A 16,287-nucleotide genomic window follows, 5' to 3' on the forward strand; every position below is an offset into this window, starting at 1 on the left:
AGCTGCGGCGGGCGGCGCGGATCGTGGCAGTACGTCAGGAAAGCGCGATGTCGCGGTAGTAGTAGCGCAGGATCGCCTGGTAGTTCTTGCCCTCGTTGGCGAGATCACGCGAGCCGTACTGCGACAGCCAGTCCCCGTCCACCCAGCCACCGCACGCAGTCGTCGTCGCGCAGTAGTGCGCCCGCAGGATGTTGCCGCTGCGGGTCATCCGGGCCGACCACGTCCGCTCCACCGCGGCGGATGTCGACGTCTGTGCCGACGACGGCCGGTAGACCTGGTCGCCGGTGTCGTCGCGGACGTCGTAGCACTGCCCGGCGGACGTCTTCCGGGTCGAGTGCAGCGCCCAGTACCAGCCGTAGCTCTTGACGGCCATCGCACCGGCGTCCAGTGAGGCGGACGGCCAGCTCGTCACCCACTCGTTCGGGAGAACGTTCTTGACGTACGTCTTGAAGTCGACCCGATCGACCCGGCCGAGACCGACCCGGTAGACGAGGATGGTGCTCGGCGGCTTGCTGTTGGTGCCGTCGGTGCTACAGCCCGTCGGCCCGCTCACCAACTCGTGCGAGGCGTTGTTGTTCTTCAGCGTGGCGTTGAGATTTGCCATTGCGCCGGACGCGAAGTCCTGGGTCGCACCGGCAAAGTTGCTGTTGAAGTAGACCCGTACCGTCTTGCCGGTCCGGTTCCACACCGAGGCGGCGTTGTTCTTCACACACAGGCCCTTGCCGCTGCCCGCGCCCTTGAAGTCGTAGCAGGTCGGTTGGGTCGTACCGTAGTCGTCCAGTGAATCGGCGAAGTCGGAGACCGAGCCGGCTTGGTTGCTGTTGTAGTAGTAGCAGAACTCGCCGCTGTCGCAGGTTCCGTCCCGTTCGGCCGCCGCTGCCGGCGAGGCGACACTCAGGATGGAGGTGGACATGGCGAGGACGGCGCCGACGACGGCGAGGCCCCTGCGGATGTTCATGGCGTCCTACTTCTCGTTGTAACCCTGGGAGTTCCAGAACGCGGTGGGGTCGGCGTTGTCCAGGGTGGGGTCGCCGACGCTGACGGCCGCATGGGTCTGCCGGCCGGCCCGAACCTCGACGTGGGTGTGCGCGCCCGAACTGGAGGACACCCCGTGCCACGACTCGTCGGCGATGATCTCGCCCTTGCTGATGGCGTCGCCCACGCTCACCCCGGACTTCGGCGCGGTGTGCAGGTAGATCACCGACTTGTTGAGCGAGGAGTTGTAGACGGAGATCGTGGACAGGCCGCCGCTGCCGGTGGCGCCCCGCGCGACGTAGATGACCGTTCCGGAGACCAGGGCGCGCACGTCCGAGCCGTTACTGCGGGCGATGTCGATGCCCTCGTGCCGGCCGGGCGTAGTGGTGTAGCCGTCGAAGCCGCACGTGACGGAGCCACCGCTGGCCTGGTACAGGGCGTACGACAGGTTCGTGCGGCTCGACGGCGAGAACTGGTGCGAGGCGTTGTTGTTCTTCAGCGTGGCGTTGAGGTTGGCCTTCGCGCCGGCTGCGAAGTCCTGGTAAGAGCCGGCGTAGCCGCTGTTGTAGTAGACGCGGACGGTCTTGGTGCTGCGGTTCCAGATCGAGGCGGCCTCGTTCTTGATGCACAGGCCCTTGCCAGCGCCAGCGCCCTTGAAGTCGTAGCACGAGGGCTGCTCGGTGCCGTAGTCGTCGAGCGAACCGGTGAAGTCCGAAATCGATCCCGCGTTGTCGCTGTTGTAGTAGTAGCAGAACTCGCCGCTGTCGCAGACCCCGTCTCGGGCCGCCGCTGACGCGGGCGATGCGACGCTGAGGATCGAGGTGGCCGCGGCCAGCGCGATGCCGGCAGCCGCGAGGCTCTTACGGATGTTCATGGTGTCCTTTCGGAAACGGTGGGGGTGCGGGTCACTGCCCGCGCTGGTACTGCTCCCAGGTCTTGATCGGGACTGGAGGGCCGTCGTCCGGCCCCTGGTTGGCCAGGCCGTTCATGCCGAGGTAGTAGTCGCCGACCTGGTGCTGTGCCGGGCTGGACAGGTCGGTGTCGCTGATCGCCGTGGCGTGGATGTGCCACGGCCAGTCGCCCTGATTCGGGTTGCGGACCCAGGCCGCGAAGCCGACCTGGCGCATGGCCCGGGCGACGGCGGTGCGCTTGGCGGCGGTCATGCCGGTGACCGCGATGTCCACCACGCCCCCGCCGTCGTGCGTACCGGCCGAGGTGGGGTCGCCCCCGGGGTTGTACGAGCCCTGGTCGAGCACCAGGGTGTAGCCGAGCAGACGCTGGGCCTCGGCCAACATCGCCTGCGTGCGGGCGTTGACGACGTACCCGTCACGCGGGATCTTCGCGCCCGGACCGATGGTGTTGCCGACCGTGTAGCGGTTCTGCCCGAGCTTCGTGAGCGACGTCGTGCCGGGCAGCCCGTTCGCGGCCAGCCCTTTGTAGCCGAGCGAGCGCTGGTACGCCGCGTACGCCGAGACGGTCACGGTGCCGAAGTAGCCGTCGACCCACTGCGCGTTCAGCAGACCCTGCGCCTGCAGCGCCTGTTCGACGGCGAGTACGGAACTCTTCGCGCCCGGGGTCAGTGTGTTGTCGGCCCGGCGGGGGTCGATCTGAGCGGCCAGGACGGTGGCCTCCATGTCCACGACCGGCCGCGCGGCCGTGGTGACGGTTCGCTGCGCTGTGGCACCGGTTGTCGCGGCCCACGCGTGGGCCGGAACACCGACGGCCACGCAGAGCGCGGCGAGCCCGACGGATAGCCAGGGACGGCGCACTGTCGATCCTCCTCGCAATTGGTGTGTCGTTCGGAACGGACATCACCTTGCGGGAAGCGGCCTGCTGTTCGGTACCCATGCCGTGCTGTCAGATCCGTCAGGTCGGCAGCGACCTCGATGGATGTGGTGTTGTCAGCTTCGGCGGCGTCCCAGGCTGACATCGAGGGTCCGCACTCTGACACCGGTCGAGGTGACCGGGGAACGCATTCAGGCGGTGACGGTGACAGTGAAGTACACCGGCCGGCGGGTGGGGAAGTACTCCTGCCCGTTCTCGTCGACCATCTTCCAGCTGACCCAGCACTTCCCGGGACGGCTCGGCGCGGTGACCTCGACACTGATCATCACCTGCTCGTCGGGCGGTGTGTCACCGATCGCCACCCGGTCCGGCACCTGGCAACCGTCGGCGTCGGCGGTGGGGTTGGTCCGCTGGAGGAAACGGTTGTGCCAGGCGACCTTCCCCACGTTCTTGAGGGCCCACACCTTGACGAACTGGGAGTTCACCCGCACCCGGGTGCCGTCGGGGATGGTGACGTCGGAGATGAACTTGCTGGAGTCGCCGGGGATCAGTGAGTCCGAGAACACTGAGGCCGACGGCGTCACCGACGGTGCGGACGACGCCGCCACCGCGCCGGGGTCGTCGCGCGACGTCCGGCCGCGCACGACGATTCCCAGGACGGCGACCATCGCCACCACCAGGACCACCGCTGCGGCGGCGAGCCACGGCAGCCGGTGCCGCCGTGCGCCCGCGACCTCCTCGTCGGCTGGCGGATAGTCCGTGCTGCGCAGCGCGTTCTGCTTCGCCGGGGACGACGCGGGGACGGCGGCCACGACAGGCCCGTCCGGTTGCGGGGCGCCGGTCCCGGTGTCGGGCTTCACGCCCGTGGTGACCGGGGTGTCGGCACCGGTCGGGGACTCGGTACTGATCTGCGGGGCATCGCCGTCTTCGGTGCCCTGCGCAGACGCGGGGCGCTGCGCGTCCTCCCATCGACGCCGCCACTGGACCTCGTCCGCCTCGCAGGCTCGGACGAACTCCCGCACGGTCTCCCAGGAGGGGAACCGGTTCCCGGTGGCGGCCTCGTGCAGGGTGGTGTGCGAGATCCGACCCGACCGCCCCGCCATCTTCCGGAACGACGGGTCGCCGGCGGCTGTCCGCAGAGTCCGTAGCTGTTCGGCGAACCTCTCGTTGGCCTGTCTGTCCTGAATCGACTCGGCGGCGGCACGCTGGTCCTTCATCACTCCCCCTCGTCGGACGACGTTGTCAGGCGTTGTCAGAGCGTGTCAGAGGGTCCCGAACGGGACAAGGCCGCCATCGATGTGGTGCGTCGACGACACCGGGCTCGACGGTCCCGGTGCATTGAGGATGACGCCGCTGTCGTAGCGCGGCACCGGCCCGCCGGGACGGTGGTCCCGGCGGGCCGAGCGGAGGCGGGTCAGCGGCGGCCGCGGTAACGCGGACGCAGGTCGGGTTCCATGTCCGGACAGCCCGCTCTCGTCCACACGTACTAGCCGCGCCTGTTGAGTTCGGCTTCCAGCCGCTGGACGAGCGTCTTGCGGTCCTTGCTGGCGCGCTCGTTACGCAGCGCGCTCTTGAGCTGTCGGGTGTCGAGGCCACGGACCAGCTTGGCCGCCTCCGCGACCGACATCTCCGTCATCTGACCGGCAGTGGTGGCGTCCCGACGCGCTCGTTTGGCCGGCCCGGTGTTGGCGACGTACTGCTTGCCCGTTCGAGAGGCTTCGCGCTTCTTGGTGTCGGTGGCCTGCTTCTGGCTCTCCGACATCTCGTCCCATGCCTTTTTGGGCAGGTAACGACTCGTCGCGCCGTCCTTGCGCGCCCGGGTGTCGCCCTCTTTCGTCTGCCACTTCTCGTTGCCCCAGCGCTGCAGCGACTTCTGTCGTTCGTCCTTTTGACCCAGGAATCCGCCGCCGCGCCGCTTGTACTCCTGAGTGACCAGCTGCGACTTGCGCGCCGACCACTGCCCCGGCTTGCCGCCCTTGTCGGAGGCCTGGATCTCTTCCTTGATCTGCTCTCTGAGCTCGGGTTTCGTATACCGCGCCATGACTGGCAGCTACCCGGCACCGCGCCGCCTATGCCTCCGGCGGCGACACCGGAGGCCCGAGCCGGAGCAGCACCTGCGCGCCGCCTCCCGGGTTGGCCCGCACCTCCAGTCGACCGCCGGCGGCCTGCGCGGCGCGCCGGGCGATGTCCAGGCCCAGGCCCGTGGACCCGGCCGCGCTGGCGCCCCGCCGGATCGCCCCGGCGGGCATGCCCGGGCCCTCGTCGGCGACCGTGAGGACCACCTCGCCCGCCTCGGAGGCCAGCCGGACGGCGAACGGCGTCCCGTCGGGGGTGTGCGCGAAGACGTTGCCGAGCAGGGCGTCCACCGCGGCCGTGAGGTTGTCGGCGGCGACTCCGACGGGGAGAGGGCCGGGCGTCAGGTCGAGGGTGACGGCCCGGCCGGTGTCCTCGGCCAGCACCGACCAGAACGCGACCCGGTCGGCGACGATCGCCGCCGCGTCCGAGGCGGCCGGCTGCGCCGGTGTGTGCCGCCACCGGGCCTGCCGGATGAGCCCGGTGACCGCGCGTTCGAGCCCGTCGGCTGCGGCGGTGATCCGGGCGGCGTCGTCCGGGTCCCGCAACGACTCCGCCTCCAGCCGCAACGCCGTCAGCGGCGTACGCAGCTGGTGCGACAGGTCGGCGACCTGTTCGCGCTCCTGCACCAGGAGCACCTGGATCCGGGTGGCGAGGTGGTTGAGCGCTCCGGCCACCTCGCGCAGTTCGGGCGGGCCGGCCGGCGTGACCCGGGCGTCCAGTTCGGCGTTGGCCAGCCGGTGCGAGACGGCCGAGAGGTCGCTGATCGGCCGGACGAGGGTACGGGCCAGCCGGTCGGCGACCAGCAGCCCGATCAGCACGAGGATCACGCCGAGCAGGGCCAGTACCAGCCAGGCCCGGGTGACCCCGGCGGTCAGCTCGTGCTGTGGCACCGCGATCCGGATCACCCCGGTGCCGTCCGCGCGACCCTGCACGGCGATGACCACCTCCCGGCCGACCGCCGACTCCCCGGTGAGGCTCTGTCCGCGCGCGGCGAGGGCCACCGCCGGCGTACGCGGTGTCTGGGCGCCGAGCACTGTCCCGTCCGGCAGGAAGACGCTCACCTGCCGTCCGGACTCCGCGGCGAGCTGCTCGACGGTGAGCCGAATGGTCGCCGCGTCGGCGGTGCCGACCACCGGCACCAGGCTCTGCGCGTCGGCGGTGGCCCGCACGGTGGCCCGGTCCTCGGCGACGGTACGGACCAGCAGGGCCAGCGGCACCAAGAACGCGATGAGGGTGAGGACGCTCACCGAGGCGACAAGCAGCGCGAGGCGCGCCCTCACGGCTGCTCCGCCGGGGCTTCGAGACGCACCCCGACACCCCGCACGGTGTGCAGGTAGCGGGGCTGCTGGGCGTTCTCCCCCAGCTTGCGACGCAACCAGGACAGGTGCACGTCGACGGTCTTGTCGGCACCGCCGTACGGGATCTGCCAGACCTCCGTCAGCAGCTCACGTTTGGTGACCACCTGGCCCGGACGGCCGGCGAGGTGGTGCAGCAGATCGAACTCGCGGGGGGTCAGCTCGACAGCGGATCCGTCGAGGGTGACCTGTCGAGAGCGGGGGTCGACGCGAAGCCCGCCGACGACGAGTGTCAGGTCCTGCCCGTCGGTGCCGGAGGGGCCGCGCCGCAGCACCGCCCGGATGCGGGCGTCGAGCTGCGCCGCGGTGAACGGCTTGACCACGTAGTCGTCAGCACCCGCGTCGAGCACTCGGACGATCTCGGTCTCGTCGTCGCGCGCGGTGGCCACGATGACCGGCACCGCGCTGACCGCGCGCAGCATCCGCAGCAACTCGCGGCCGTCCAGGTCGGGCAGGCCCAGGTCGAGCACGACGAGGTCGGGTCGGTCCTCCAGCGCGTCGCGGAGCCCGGCCATCGCGGTCGAGGACGCGGCCACCGCGTGGCCGCGTTCCCGCAGGGCCCGGATTAGCGGGGTACGGATCGTCAGGTCGTCCTCGATGAGCAACAGGCGGGCCACAGCTGGCAGGCTAACCGCTGCCACCGGCAGTCAGGCGCACGTTAACCATGCCTTAGCGTCGGGTTGTGCCAACGACAAGGACGGATCGTGGATAGTCAGGGAATGGGCCGTCGTTCGATCCTCGTCGCCACCGGGTGGGTGGCCACCGCCGCCATCGCCACCCTGATCGGCGTGGGCGCGATCCGGTTGGTGGGCGAGAGCCTCACCGGCACCCCGGGCGGGGTGCGCAGCGAGGCCGAGATCGAACGGGCACTCGCCGCACCCGAGCCGACGCCCACGACGGGCTCTGCCCCGGGCACCGCCTCGGCCGCGCCGGGAACGACGAGCGCCACGCCGAGCGGCAGCGCCGGGCCCCGCCGGGGGTTCGCCACCGACGGCGGTACGGCCGTCGCCGAGTGCGGCATCGGCGGCGTACGCCTCGTCTCTTGGGCGCCGGCGCAGGGTTACCGGGTCCGCGACGTGGACCGGGGCCCGGACGACGACGTCGAGGTCACGTTCCAGGGGCCGACCCGGGAGTACGAGTTGAAGGTGCGCTGCATCGGCGCGGAGCCGGTGGCAGTCGCCGACGACTAGGAACGCCCCGAGTGGCAGGCACCTCTGCGAGCATCGTGCGATGGAGCGCTTGGAGAGTCGGACCGTCTACACCAACGCTTGGATGACCGTGCGGGAGGATCGCGTTCGCCGGCCGGACGGCTCGACTGGCATTTACGGGGTGGTGGAAAAGCCGGACTCCGCGCTGGTCCTGCCCCGCTGGGCTGAGGGCTTCTGGCTGGTTGAGCAGTTCCGCTACCCGGTTGGCCGTCGAGCCTGGGAGTTCCCGCAGGGCAGTTGGGGACACGGGGTCAGGGGCGACGCCTCCACGCTGGCCCGCCAGGAGTTGGCTGAGGAGACCGGATTGCGTGCGGAGACGGTCACCCACCTGGGGCACCTGTACGAGGCGTACGGCTATTCCACGCAGGGCTGCGACGTCTACCTGGCCACCGGGTTGACCGAGGGCGAGCCGGACCGCGAGGCGACCGAGCAGGACATGGTGCACCGGTCGTTCACCGACGCACAGATCCGTGCCATGGTGTTGGCCGGCGAAATCGTCGACGCACCGTCGCTGGCTGCGCTGACCCTTTACACAATGTCTCGTTGATCCCGCCGCTCGGCTCACGGCAGACCGGGCCAGGGTCGGTCTGCGCGGATCTTGTCCGCTGGGGACGGCGCGTAGCCAGTCGGGGAGTTCGACTGCTGTAGGCCTCCAACTCCCAGAGCGAGTGGTCATAGCCGGTGCCCCGGGTGGTGCCGAGGAGCCGGATGTACCGGCCGGACCCGCTGAGCCCGGTCAGGTCGTCCACCCCACCGTCGCCACCGGCTGGTGCGCCGACCCGGGCGCTGAACGACCGGACGCCGGTGAGGTTGTACGGGCGGAACGAGATCCAGTCGTTGTTGTCGATGTAGCCGACGGCCGCGCCGCCGTGGCCCGCTGCCCCCGCGACGATCTGGACACCGGACGAATCACCGAAGTGCTCGGCCTGGCGTACCCGTGGTTGCAGGACGGCCTGGGTGTGCGTGGTCAGCGCCGGCTGGCCGCCTCCACCCAAGTCGGTGTACTCGGCGTCGATGATGCCGAAGATGTTCGCCGTCGGCCGGGTCTGGATGAGCGGTTAGGCAAGGCTGGCCTATGCGGAATATCCCGAGAAGAGACGATGGAGAGGGAATTGTCCCGTCGAGCCCGGGTATGCCGGTCGTTCACCGACGGAAGCGAGATCGCCATGACCGACATGCTGGAGATGCCGCGGGTCCACGAGTGCACCGTCACCGACTGCGGCTACAACCACGACGGCTGCCACGCGTTCGCCATTACCATCGGGCAGCAGAACGCCAGCTGCGCCACCTTCATCGACACCTCGGCGAAGGGCGGGCTGGACCGCGTCATCGCCCAGGTAGGGGCCTGCAAGCGCTCCGACTGCCAACACAACGCCGAACTGGAGTGCCACGCGCCGTCCATCCGGGTGGGCCCGGGTCAGGACATCGCCGACTGCCAGACGTACGAGCCGCGCTGACCCGGCGCGACCCGCGGGAGGGACGGCAGTGGTGGCCGCCCTCCCGCGTCTGATGCCGCTTACGCGGGGACGACCATCGGCGTGCCGGCGATCGGATCGGGTACGACGAGACAGCTGAGGCCGAAGACCTGCTCGACGAGGTCGCCGGTGACCACGTCGACAGGCGCCCCCTCGGCGACGATCGCACCGCCGGACATCGCGATGAGGTGATCGCAGTAGCGGCAGGCGAGGTTGAGGTCGTGCATGACGATGACGATCGTCTTGCCGGACTCCGCGTTGAGTTTCCGCAGCAGCCGCAGCAACTCGACCTGGTGGTTGATGTCCAGGTAGGTGGTGGGTTCGTCGAGCAGCAACAGGTCGGTGTCCTGAGCCAGGGCCATGGCCACCCAGACCCGTTGGCGTTGACCACCCGAAAGTTCCCGGATCGGACGGTCGATCAGATCCGCGGTTCCGGTGGCGTCGAGGGCCCGGGCGACGGCGTCGTGGTCGTCGCCACTCCACCGGCGAAACCACCCCTGGTGGGGGTAGCGACCGCGGGCCACGAGGTCGGCGACGGTGATGCCGTCGGGGGCGACGGGAGTCTGCGGGAGCAGCCCGAGCACCTTGGCCACCTCGACGTTGCGCAGTTCGGCGAGGGGTCTGTCGTCGAGAAGGACGGTGCCGGCCCGTGGTGTCAGCAGTCGGGCCAGGCCACGGAGCAGAGTGGACTTGCCGCAGGCGTTGGCGCCGACGATCGCGGTGACCTTGCCGTCGAGCACGGCGACGTCGAGGTGGTCGACGATGGTCCGGTCGTCGTAGCCGAGGGTGAGGCCCTCGGCGCGTAGTCGGGTCATCCACCCGCTCCTTGTCGGTTGGTGGTGGCCAGGAGCCACAGCAGGTAGGGCGCACCGACCGCGCCCGTCACCACGCCGGTGGGCAACGGGGTGGGCAGCAGGTGCACGGCGACGAGGTCGGCGGTGAGCAGCAGCGCGGCGCCGACCAGGGCGGCGGGCAGAACACCCCGGGCCGCAGGGCCGAGAAGCCGGTTGGCGATCGGCCCGGCCACCAGGGCGACGAAGGCGATCGGGCCGGCCACGGAGACCGCCAGGGCCACCAGCACGACGGCGGTGCCGAGCAGCCCGGCCCGGCTGAGTTCGACCCGGACACCGAGCATCCGGGCCGCGTCGTCACCGAGTTCGAGCGCGCCCAACTGCCGTTGCAGCACCGTGGCGGCAGGCAACAGGACGAGCAGGGCGCCGGTGAGCGCCCACAGTTCCGTGCTGCTGGCCTGGCCGACCGACCCGATCAGCCAGTGCATGGCCTGGCGGGCCTCGAAGAGCTGCGCCCGGCTGAGCACGTAGCCGATCAGGCCCTCGAAGAAGACCGCCACTCCGATGCCGATGAGGATGAAGCGGTAGCCGCTGACCCCGTCGCGCCAGGCCAGCAGGTACATGGCCAGGGCGGCGGCGACCGCGCCACCGAGGGCCAGCCCGCTGACGACGAGCCCACCCGCCTGGAGGAGCACGATCCCGGTGACGGCCGCCAGCCCGGCTCCCGAGGTGATGCCCACGAAGTCCGGTGACGCGAGGGGGTTGCGCAACAACTGTTGGAAGATCGTCCCGGACGCGCCGAGGGCGAGCCCGACCGTCACCGCAGCCGCCGCGGTCGGCAGTCGCAGGCCACGGACGACGAAGTCGACGCCGGGATTGTCGGACAGGTGCAGAACCGAGGCGACGACCTCGGCGGCGCCGATGCGGAAACTGCCCACCATCATGGTGAGCACGAAGAGGGCGCCGACCAGGGCAGTCAGAGCGCCCGTGACCACGATGGACCGGGCAGCGCGACGCCTCCGGTTGGCTCGCAACGCCGCTGCCGTAGCGGACGAGGCGGACCGCAGGTCGCTCGTTGTCGCTGTCGTCACCGTACTCACACCTCCGACAGACGGCCGTAGCGCACGATCGCGATGAACGCGGGCGCGCCGATCAGCCCGAGGACCACGCCGACCTGCACCTCGTCGGGGGCTGCGGCCATTCGGCCGAGCACGTCGGCGAGGAGTAGGACGATGGGTGCCAGCAGCATCGAGTACGGCAGGATCCAGCGGTAGTCGGGGCCGCAGATGAACCGCGCCAGGTGCGGCACCACGAGCCCGACGAAGACGATCGGTCCGCAGGCCGCGGTGGCCGCGCCGGCGAGGACCGCCACCACGACGAAGGCGACCGCGCGGGTACGGGTCACGTTCTGGCCGAGGCCACGCGCGACGTCCTCACCGAGCGCGAGGCCGTTGATGGCCCGCCCGAAGCCCAGCGACGCGGCGAGACCGATGAGCAGGAACGGCGCGACCCCGGTCAGGATCGGGGTGTACCGACCGGCAAGCGACCCCACCTGCCAGAACCGCAGCTCGTTGAGGGCGTCCACGTTCGTCATCACGATGCCGCTGGTCACCGAGGCCAGGCCGGCGGTGACCGCCGCGCCCGCCAGGGCCAGTTTCACCGGGGTGGCGCCCTCCCGGCCGATCGAGGCGATCGCGTACACCAGGGCGAGCGCCGCGATCGCACCGGCGAAGGCGAACCAGACGTAGACACCGACTCCGCGTACCCCGAGCACCGTGATGGCGAAGACCACGAACGCGGCGGCGCCGGAGTTGATGCCCAGGATGCCCGCGTCCGCCAGGGGGTTGCGGGTGACGCCCTGCAGGATCGCGCCGGCCACTCCGAGCGCGGCGCCGACCAGGACGCCGAGCAGCGTGCGGGGTACCCGCATCTCGAGCGTGACGGTGCTGCTGATCGGTCCGTCGCTGTCGAGGCTGAACAGGGCGTGCAGCACCTCGGAAAGCCCGATCGACCGGGAGCCCATTGTCACGCTCAGGAAGCCGACGAGGGCGAGGACCACACCGAGGACGGCGAGCCCCGGCCCGAGGGCGGAGGCTCGCCGCACGCCTCCCGTCGAGGTGCGCGTCCCGACCTGGTCAGTTGCCGACATTCGGATCAGCGGCCCTGACCGCCTGGGTCAGCTTGTCCAGCTCGGTGGCGAAGTCCCCGTACGTGTGCAGCCAGAACGCCGGCCAGGAGACGGTGGCGCCGGCCTTGGCCGCCTTGACCTTGAACCAGGTCGGCTGCTTCTTGCCCCAGTCCGCGTTCGCGGCGGGGGTGAAGGATCGGCCGTCCCACAGGATCAGGTCCGGCTGGTACTTGTCGGCGTTCTCCCAACTGAGGTTCTCCCAGTACGGGAAGGCCGGGTCCGGGCTGGCCGGGTTGATCACCTTCAGGCCCCAGGTCTGCAGGTCCAGCAGCTCGGGCGCGTACTCGGGGTTGGCGACGTAGACCTTCTCGGTCGAGGGGGACATGGCCGCCACCGTCAGGTCCGGCTTGGCCGAGGTGGCCGACTTGAACGCTGTCACCGCGTCCTCGAAGCGCTTCTTGTTCGCTGCGATCTGCGGGCTGGCCACGTCCGCGCCGAGGCTCTCGGCGAGATCCTCGTACCCCTCGGCCAGCGCGACGATCGACTTGCCCTGCGTGATGCCGACAATGGGGGCCAGCTCGGCGAGCTTCTTGCTCTTCTCGTCGACGCCCTCCTCCATGCCGCTGTGCGCCTTCTCGGCCGGCCACCAGTCGCCGACGATCAGATCGGGACGCAGGGCGGCGGCCTTCTCCACGTCGATCTTGCCCCACTCCTGGCCGAGGATCTCGATGCCGGTGAGGTCGAGGTTCTTGAGGTTGGGGTCGGTCTTGACCGACTCGTCGGCGTAGACGCCGACCGGCTTGATGCCGAAGGACATCAGCGCGGCGGCCTCGCCGGCGTGCGCGATGATCCGCGTCGGTGTCCTGTCCGCCTTGACGATCTTGCCGGAGCCGTCGTTGAAAGACCAGGGGCCGGAGGCGGTGGCAGCGGCGGCGGTGTCGCCGGTGCCCGTGTCGTTGCCACAACCGGTGAGCCCGCCGAGCACGGCGCTCAACGCCGCTACGGCCAGGACCGGACGCCAGGATTGCATGGTGAGGTTCCCGATCTTCCGAAGACAAGCGAGCCGTCCGGCCCGAAAGTTAGGTTAGGCTAACCAATGCTTCCAGTTTTGGCCAATGCCGGGGTGCCCCACCTCGAAAGACGTTCCCACACCGTCCTCGCCGCGACTTCGTCGCTCAGCGGCCGCCCGCCACCAGCTCGGCGATCATCCCCTCGCAACTGCGGACCACCACCTGAGCGCCGCGCCGCTGGGCCAACGGAAGCAGCGGATCCTCCGCCCGGTCCCGCCACCGCCACTGCGCGTCGGAGGCGACCTCCCAGAGCTGCCGCACATCCGCCTCGTGCTCGACACCGAGCCGAGCCGCGAGGCCCACCCCGTCGCCGCCGACCAGCCGCTGCGCCTCGGCGGCCAGCTCCGCGTCGAACCCGAGCCGGGTGTTGCGCAACGCCACCAGCAGGCGCAGCTCCCGGAACTCGTGCGCACCGGCGAGGATCTGCTCCACCGCGCCGACCAACTCGGCGGACCCCCGCGCCGGCTCGGCCCGCGACAGCGCCTCCACCGCGGCCAGCGCGGACCGGGCCTTCAGCGCGTCGCGGCGATCGATGAAACACCGCGTCACCGACTCGCGCAGCTCGGTGAGACCGCTCCGCCGAATCAACTCGGCGGAGAGCTTCACCCGGCTGTCGAACCCGCTGCGCACCAGCGTGGACGCCAGTCGAACCCCGAAGACCCCGAACCGACCGAGCAGCGCCGCCCGCACCTCGGTGTCCAGCCGCACCGGCAGCTCGCCGCCGAGGAAGCGGTCGGCGGAGATGAGGTGGGCGTCCAACACCGCCCGGGGCACCTGGGCCACCGTCGCGAGCGCGGCGAAGTCCGATTCACCGAGCATCCGTGCCGCCAGGCCGATCTTTCCACTGCACGCCACGACGTTGACGCTCAACGCGATCACCCTGGGGTCGCGGTAGTGCCGGCGAGCGAGCTGGCGGGCGGTGAGCAGGCCGTCGATCCGGCCTCCACCGGTCTCGTCGGAACGGGACAGCAGCAGGATCACGTTGACCAGCGCAGACTGCCCGACCGCACTGTCCCGTGCGGACTCCAGCACCCGCAGGTCGCTGTCGCGACCGTCCCGGGTCAGGTACAACATGGCGTCCGCATCCCGAAGCACCCGCTCCATCACCGGCGACCGGCCCTGCTCGCCACCGCCGGTGACCGCCGGGGTGTCGATGAAGGTGACCCGCCGCAGCGCCCTCGTCGGCCACCGCACCACGATGTCCCGTACGTCGCCAACACCCCGACCCAGATCCACCCGCAACCCGGTCGTTGACTTCACCACTGCCAACTCCTGCGGGGGCTGCCCGGCCGGGTAGGCGGTGGCGTGCGGCGCGGGCCCGTCCTCGTACCAGGTGAAGGCGCCGTCGGCCCGCTCGACCGGCGCGACCTCCTCACCCATCAACGCGTTGAGCACCGTCGACTTGCCCGATCGCCACGGGCCGACGATGGCGATCCGCAGCGGCTGCTCCAACCGGGCCACCTGTTGCCGCAGCTCCGCCACGGCCCGGGGATTGTCCCGGTACACCTCGATGGCCTGGTGCAGCAACCCCCACGCCGCCTCGTCGAGCCGCAGCCCCACCGTCACGGCTGCGGCTCCAGCAGCAGCGCGGCGGAACGGGTGCCGGTCAACTGCTGGGCCTGCTCGTACACCGCCGCCAACCGGGTCATCCTCAGCCGGATCTCGCGCTGCCGCTGCTCGCGTACCGAGGCATCGGTGTCGGCCTCCTGCTTCGCGCTGCGGAACGACTGCACGATGGCCTCCTGGAGTTCCTCCGTCAGCCCCGTGAAGTGATCCCGCAGCATCCGCTGCACCTGCCGGGCGGCGTCGCGGCAGTCGCGGACGATCCGGACGAAGAAGTCGTCGACATGGCGCTGGATGGCCGTCTTGACTGTTGCCTGCCGGCGACGCAGCAACTGCTTGCTCTCGTCGCGGATGCTCTTGCCCCCGAAGAGCGCCCCGATGCCCACCGACACCGGGTTGATCATCGGCATCCCCGCCAGGGTGGTCGCCAGACCGAACATCAGCATCCCGCCGTAGGAGCCCTTCATGCCGGTGAACAGCTTCTGGCCGGTGGTGAACCTGTCGATCGTCGGCCGTTGCAACTCGGGCAACCGCTCGCCGATGTCGTCCGGCATCGTCATCGACCAGGGCGGCAGCACGTCGTAGCCGTACCTGTCGAAGTTGGCGGCCACCCGCCGGGCGATCCAGTCACAGCGCTGGACGAGCCACTCGTGGTTCGCCTCCGCCGCCTCCACCAGGCTCCGCTCCAGCCAGTCCTGGAAGGTGTCCCAGGCGACCAACGGATCGGCGGTGTCGAAGGCCTCGTCCACCGCGCGCAGGATCTGTCGGGTCCGGTCACGCAGGTCGTACTCAAGGTCGGCGAGCAGGTCGGTGATCTCGTCGGTGAGCACGTTCTGCCACCGGGTGGAGCAGCGGCGCAACTCGTCGACCTCGCGCTGCGCCGCGTGCAGCCGGGAGATCGGCCCGGACTGCTCCTCGGCCTCCCGGGTGGCCAACTCGGCGCGCAGCGGCGCGGCCAACTGCTCCACCACCGTCCGGGCCACCGTCTGCACCGCAGCCCGGGCCAGGTGGTCGGCCTTGCCGGCCAGGTCGCGTTGCAGGCGGGCGATGAGCGCGGGAAACCCGGACTCAGCGTTGAGAGCACGGTCGTCGGCCGCGGCGGCGCGCAGTCGCAGCGCCGCCGAGACCGGGATCAGCGTCGCCGGGACACCCGCCTCGGCCAGGTGCTGCCGGTTGCGCTCGGCGACCGTCCGCCAGTCCGCCACCAGATCGGTCTTGCTCTGCACCACCACCACGTTCGGATGCGACCGCGTCACGTGCAGCAGCACGTTCAACTCGGCGACCGACAACTCCCGAGTGGAGTCGGAGACCAGCACCACGGTGTCCGCGCGGGCGGGAGCGGCGACCGAGGCGGCGACGACACCGGCGACCTCGTCGGTGCCGGGGGTGTCCACGAGCACCAACCCGGCACCGAGCAGGGCGCGGGGCAGTCCGATCTCGACGTACGCCGGTCCGCCACCCGGTCGACGCCCGACCAGGCCGGCCACGCCCGCCGCGACCTGGTTGAGCGCCACCGGGGTCCGCTCGACGCTCGCGGTGGTGGCGGTGCCGGTGGGGTCGCCCGGCGACTGCGCCACCGCCGCGGTGGGGGCCTCGGCGTGCAGCACCACGGTGGGCAGGACCGTCGTCCGGCCGTCACCGACCGGGCAGGCCGGCGCGTTGATGATCGCGTTGATCAGCTGACTCTTGCCCTGGTTCGGTTCACCGATGACCAGAACGCGCAGCGTCGGGTCCAGCAGTTGCGCCCGCTTCTGCCGCACCGTCTGGAGCAGGTCGCCGCGACCGTGTGCGGTGCAGGTGCGGGCGATCTCGTCCAGCACGTCCAACCAGATCCCGGCCATCACCGCACCAAGTGTGCGGA

Annotated in this window: 17 protein-coding genes; 3 read left to right on the forward strand and 14 right to left on the reverse strand. The window is 70.5% G+C overall.

The features are described 5' to 3' along the window. Positions 1-34 precede the first annotated feature (34 nt). The 7 genes from ABZ406_RS15935 to ABZ406_RS15965 form a co-directional block, all read right to left on the reverse strand. Positions 35-958, reverse strand: a complete 924-nt coding sequence (locus ABZ406_RS15935; RefSeq protein ID WP_357761403.1) for a SpoIID/LytB domain-containing protein — start codon at positions 956-958, stop codon at positions 35-37. Between the two features lie 6 nt (positions 959-964). Next, positions 965-1,849, reverse strand: coding sequence for a peptidase inhibitor family I36 protein (locus ABZ406_RS15940; protein WP_357761406.1), 885 nt, complete (start codon positions 1,847-1,849; stop codon positions 965-967). Between the two features lie 31 nt (positions 1,850-1,880). Continuing rightward, the gene (locus ABZ406_RS15945) at positions 1,881-2,744 is read right to left on the reverse strand and encodes a peptidoglycan-binding domain-containing protein (RefSeq protein ID WP_357761409.1); all 864 of its coding nucleotides are present in this window, start codon (positions 2,742-2,744) and stop codon (positions 1,881-1,883) included. Positions 2,745-2,951: 207 nt separating this feature from the next. After that, complete coding sequence (locus ABZ406_RS15950; protein ID WP_357761411.1) at positions 2,952-3,977, reverse strand: NBR1-Ig-like domain-containing protein; 1,026 nt, start codon at positions 3,975-3,977, stop codon at positions 2,952-2,954. A gap of 269 nt (positions 3,978-4,246) precedes the next feature. Then, positions 4,247-4,801: a DUF5872 domain-containing protein gene (locus tag ABZ406_RS15955; RefSeq protein ID WP_357761414.1), complete on the reverse strand. Its 555-nt coding sequence runs from the start codon at positions 4,799-4,801 to the stop codon at positions 4,247-4,249. A 28-nt stretch (positions 4,802-4,829) separates the two neighbouring features. Further along, a complete protein-coding gene (locus tag ABZ406_RS15960; protein ID WP_357761417.1) occupies positions 4,830-6,116 on the reverse strand; it encodes a HAMP domain-containing sensor histidine kinase in 1,287 nt (428 codons plus the stop codon). Then, on the reverse strand, positions 6,113-6,808 hold the full coding sequence (locus ABZ406_RS15965; protein WP_357761420.1) for a response regulator transcription factor: 696 nt from the start codon (positions 6,806-6,808) through the stop codon (positions 6,113-6,115). Before ABZ406_RS15965 ends, ABZ406_RS15960 begins: the two co-directional genes overlap by 4 nt. 102 nt (positions 6,809-6,910) lie before the next feature. Here ABZ406_RS15965 and ABZ406_RS15970 point away from each other — a divergent pair, with 102 nt between their 5' ends. Both ABZ406_RS15970 and ABZ406_RS15975 read left to right on the forward strand, forming a co-directional pair. Further along, positions 6,911-7,381, forward strand: a complete 471-nt coding sequence (locus ABZ406_RS15970) for a septum formation initiator (protein ID WP_357761423.1) — start codon at positions 6,911-6,913, stop codon at positions 7,379-7,381. Positions 7,382-7,421: 40 nt separating this feature from the next. Continuing rightward, positions 7,422-7,946 carry an NUDIX hydrolase gene (locus tag ABZ406_RS15975; RefSeq protein WP_357761426.1) on the forward strand — a complete coding sequence of 175 codons (525 nt, stop codon included), beginning with the start codon at positions 7,422-7,424 and terminating at the stop codon, positions 7,944-7,946. Here the strand turns inward: ABZ406_RS15975 and ABZ406_RS15980 are convergent. Next, entirely contained in the window at positions 7,852-8,394 is a 543-nt protein-coding gene (locus ABZ406_RS15980) for a carbohydrate-binding protein (protein ID WP_357761430.1), read from the reverse strand. The genes ABZ406_RS15975 and ABZ406_RS15980 overlap by 95 nt on opposite strands. Positions 8,395-8,565: 171 nt before the next feature. Here ABZ406_RS15980 and ABZ406_RS15985 point away from each other — a divergent pair, with 171 nt between their 5' ends. Further along, the gene (locus ABZ406_RS15985; protein WP_357205816.1) at positions 8,566-8,856 is read left to right on the forward strand and encodes a DUF1540 domain-containing protein; all 291 of its coding nucleotides are present in this window, start codon (positions 8,566-8,568) and stop codon (positions 8,854-8,856) included. 59 nt (positions 8,857-8,915) lie between these two features. Here the strand turns inward: ABZ406_RS15985 and ABZ406_RS15990 are convergent, their stop codons facing one another. The 6 genes from ABZ406_RS15990 to ABZ406_RS16015 form a co-directional block, all read right to left on the reverse strand. Next, positions 8,916-9,689, reverse strand: a complete 774-nt coding sequence (locus tag ABZ406_RS15990) for an ABC transporter ATP-binding protein (RefSeq protein WP_357761433.1) — start codon at positions 9,687-9,689, stop codon at positions 8,916-8,918. Next, positions 9,686-10,756, reverse strand: a complete 1,071-nt coding sequence (locus ABZ406_RS15995; protein ID WP_357761436.1) for an iron chelate uptake ABC transporter family permease subunit — start codon at positions 10,754-10,756, stop codon at positions 9,686-9,688. Before ABZ406_RS15995 ends, ABZ406_RS15990 begins: the two co-directional genes overlap by 4 nt. 5 nt (positions 10,757-10,761) lie before the next feature. Continuing rightward, complete coding sequence (locus ABZ406_RS16000) at positions 10,762-11,769, reverse strand: iron ABC transporter permease (RefSeq protein ID WP_357761439.1); 1,008 nt, start codon at positions 11,767-11,769, stop codon at positions 10,762-10,764. Between the two features lie 31 nt (positions 11,770-11,800). Next, positions 11,801-12,823, reverse strand: coding sequence for an ABC transporter substrate-binding protein (locus ABZ406_RS16005; protein WP_357761442.1), 1,023 nt, complete (start codon positions 12,821-12,823; stop codon positions 11,801-11,803). A 145-nt stretch (positions 12,824-12,968) separates the two neighbouring features. After that, positions 12,969-14,429, reverse strand: coding sequence for a hypothetical protein (locus ABZ406_RS16010; RefSeq protein ID WP_357761445.1), 1,461 nt, complete (start codon positions 14,427-14,429; stop codon positions 12,969-12,971). Next, positions 14,426-16,267: a dynamin family protein gene (locus ABZ406_RS16015; RefSeq protein ID WP_357761779.1), complete on the reverse strand. Its 1,842-nt coding sequence runs from the start codon at positions 16,265-16,267 to the stop codon at positions 14,426-14,428. The genes ABZ406_RS16010 and ABZ406_RS16015 overlap by 4 nt, the downstream gene beginning before the upstream one ends. Positions 16,268-16,287: the final 20 nt, after the last annotated feature.

Source organism: Micromonospora sp. NPDC005710 (assembly GCF_040630995.1).
Taxonomy (GTDB): Bacteria; Actinomycetota; Actinomycetes; order Mycobacteriales; family Micromonosporaceae; genus Micromonospora.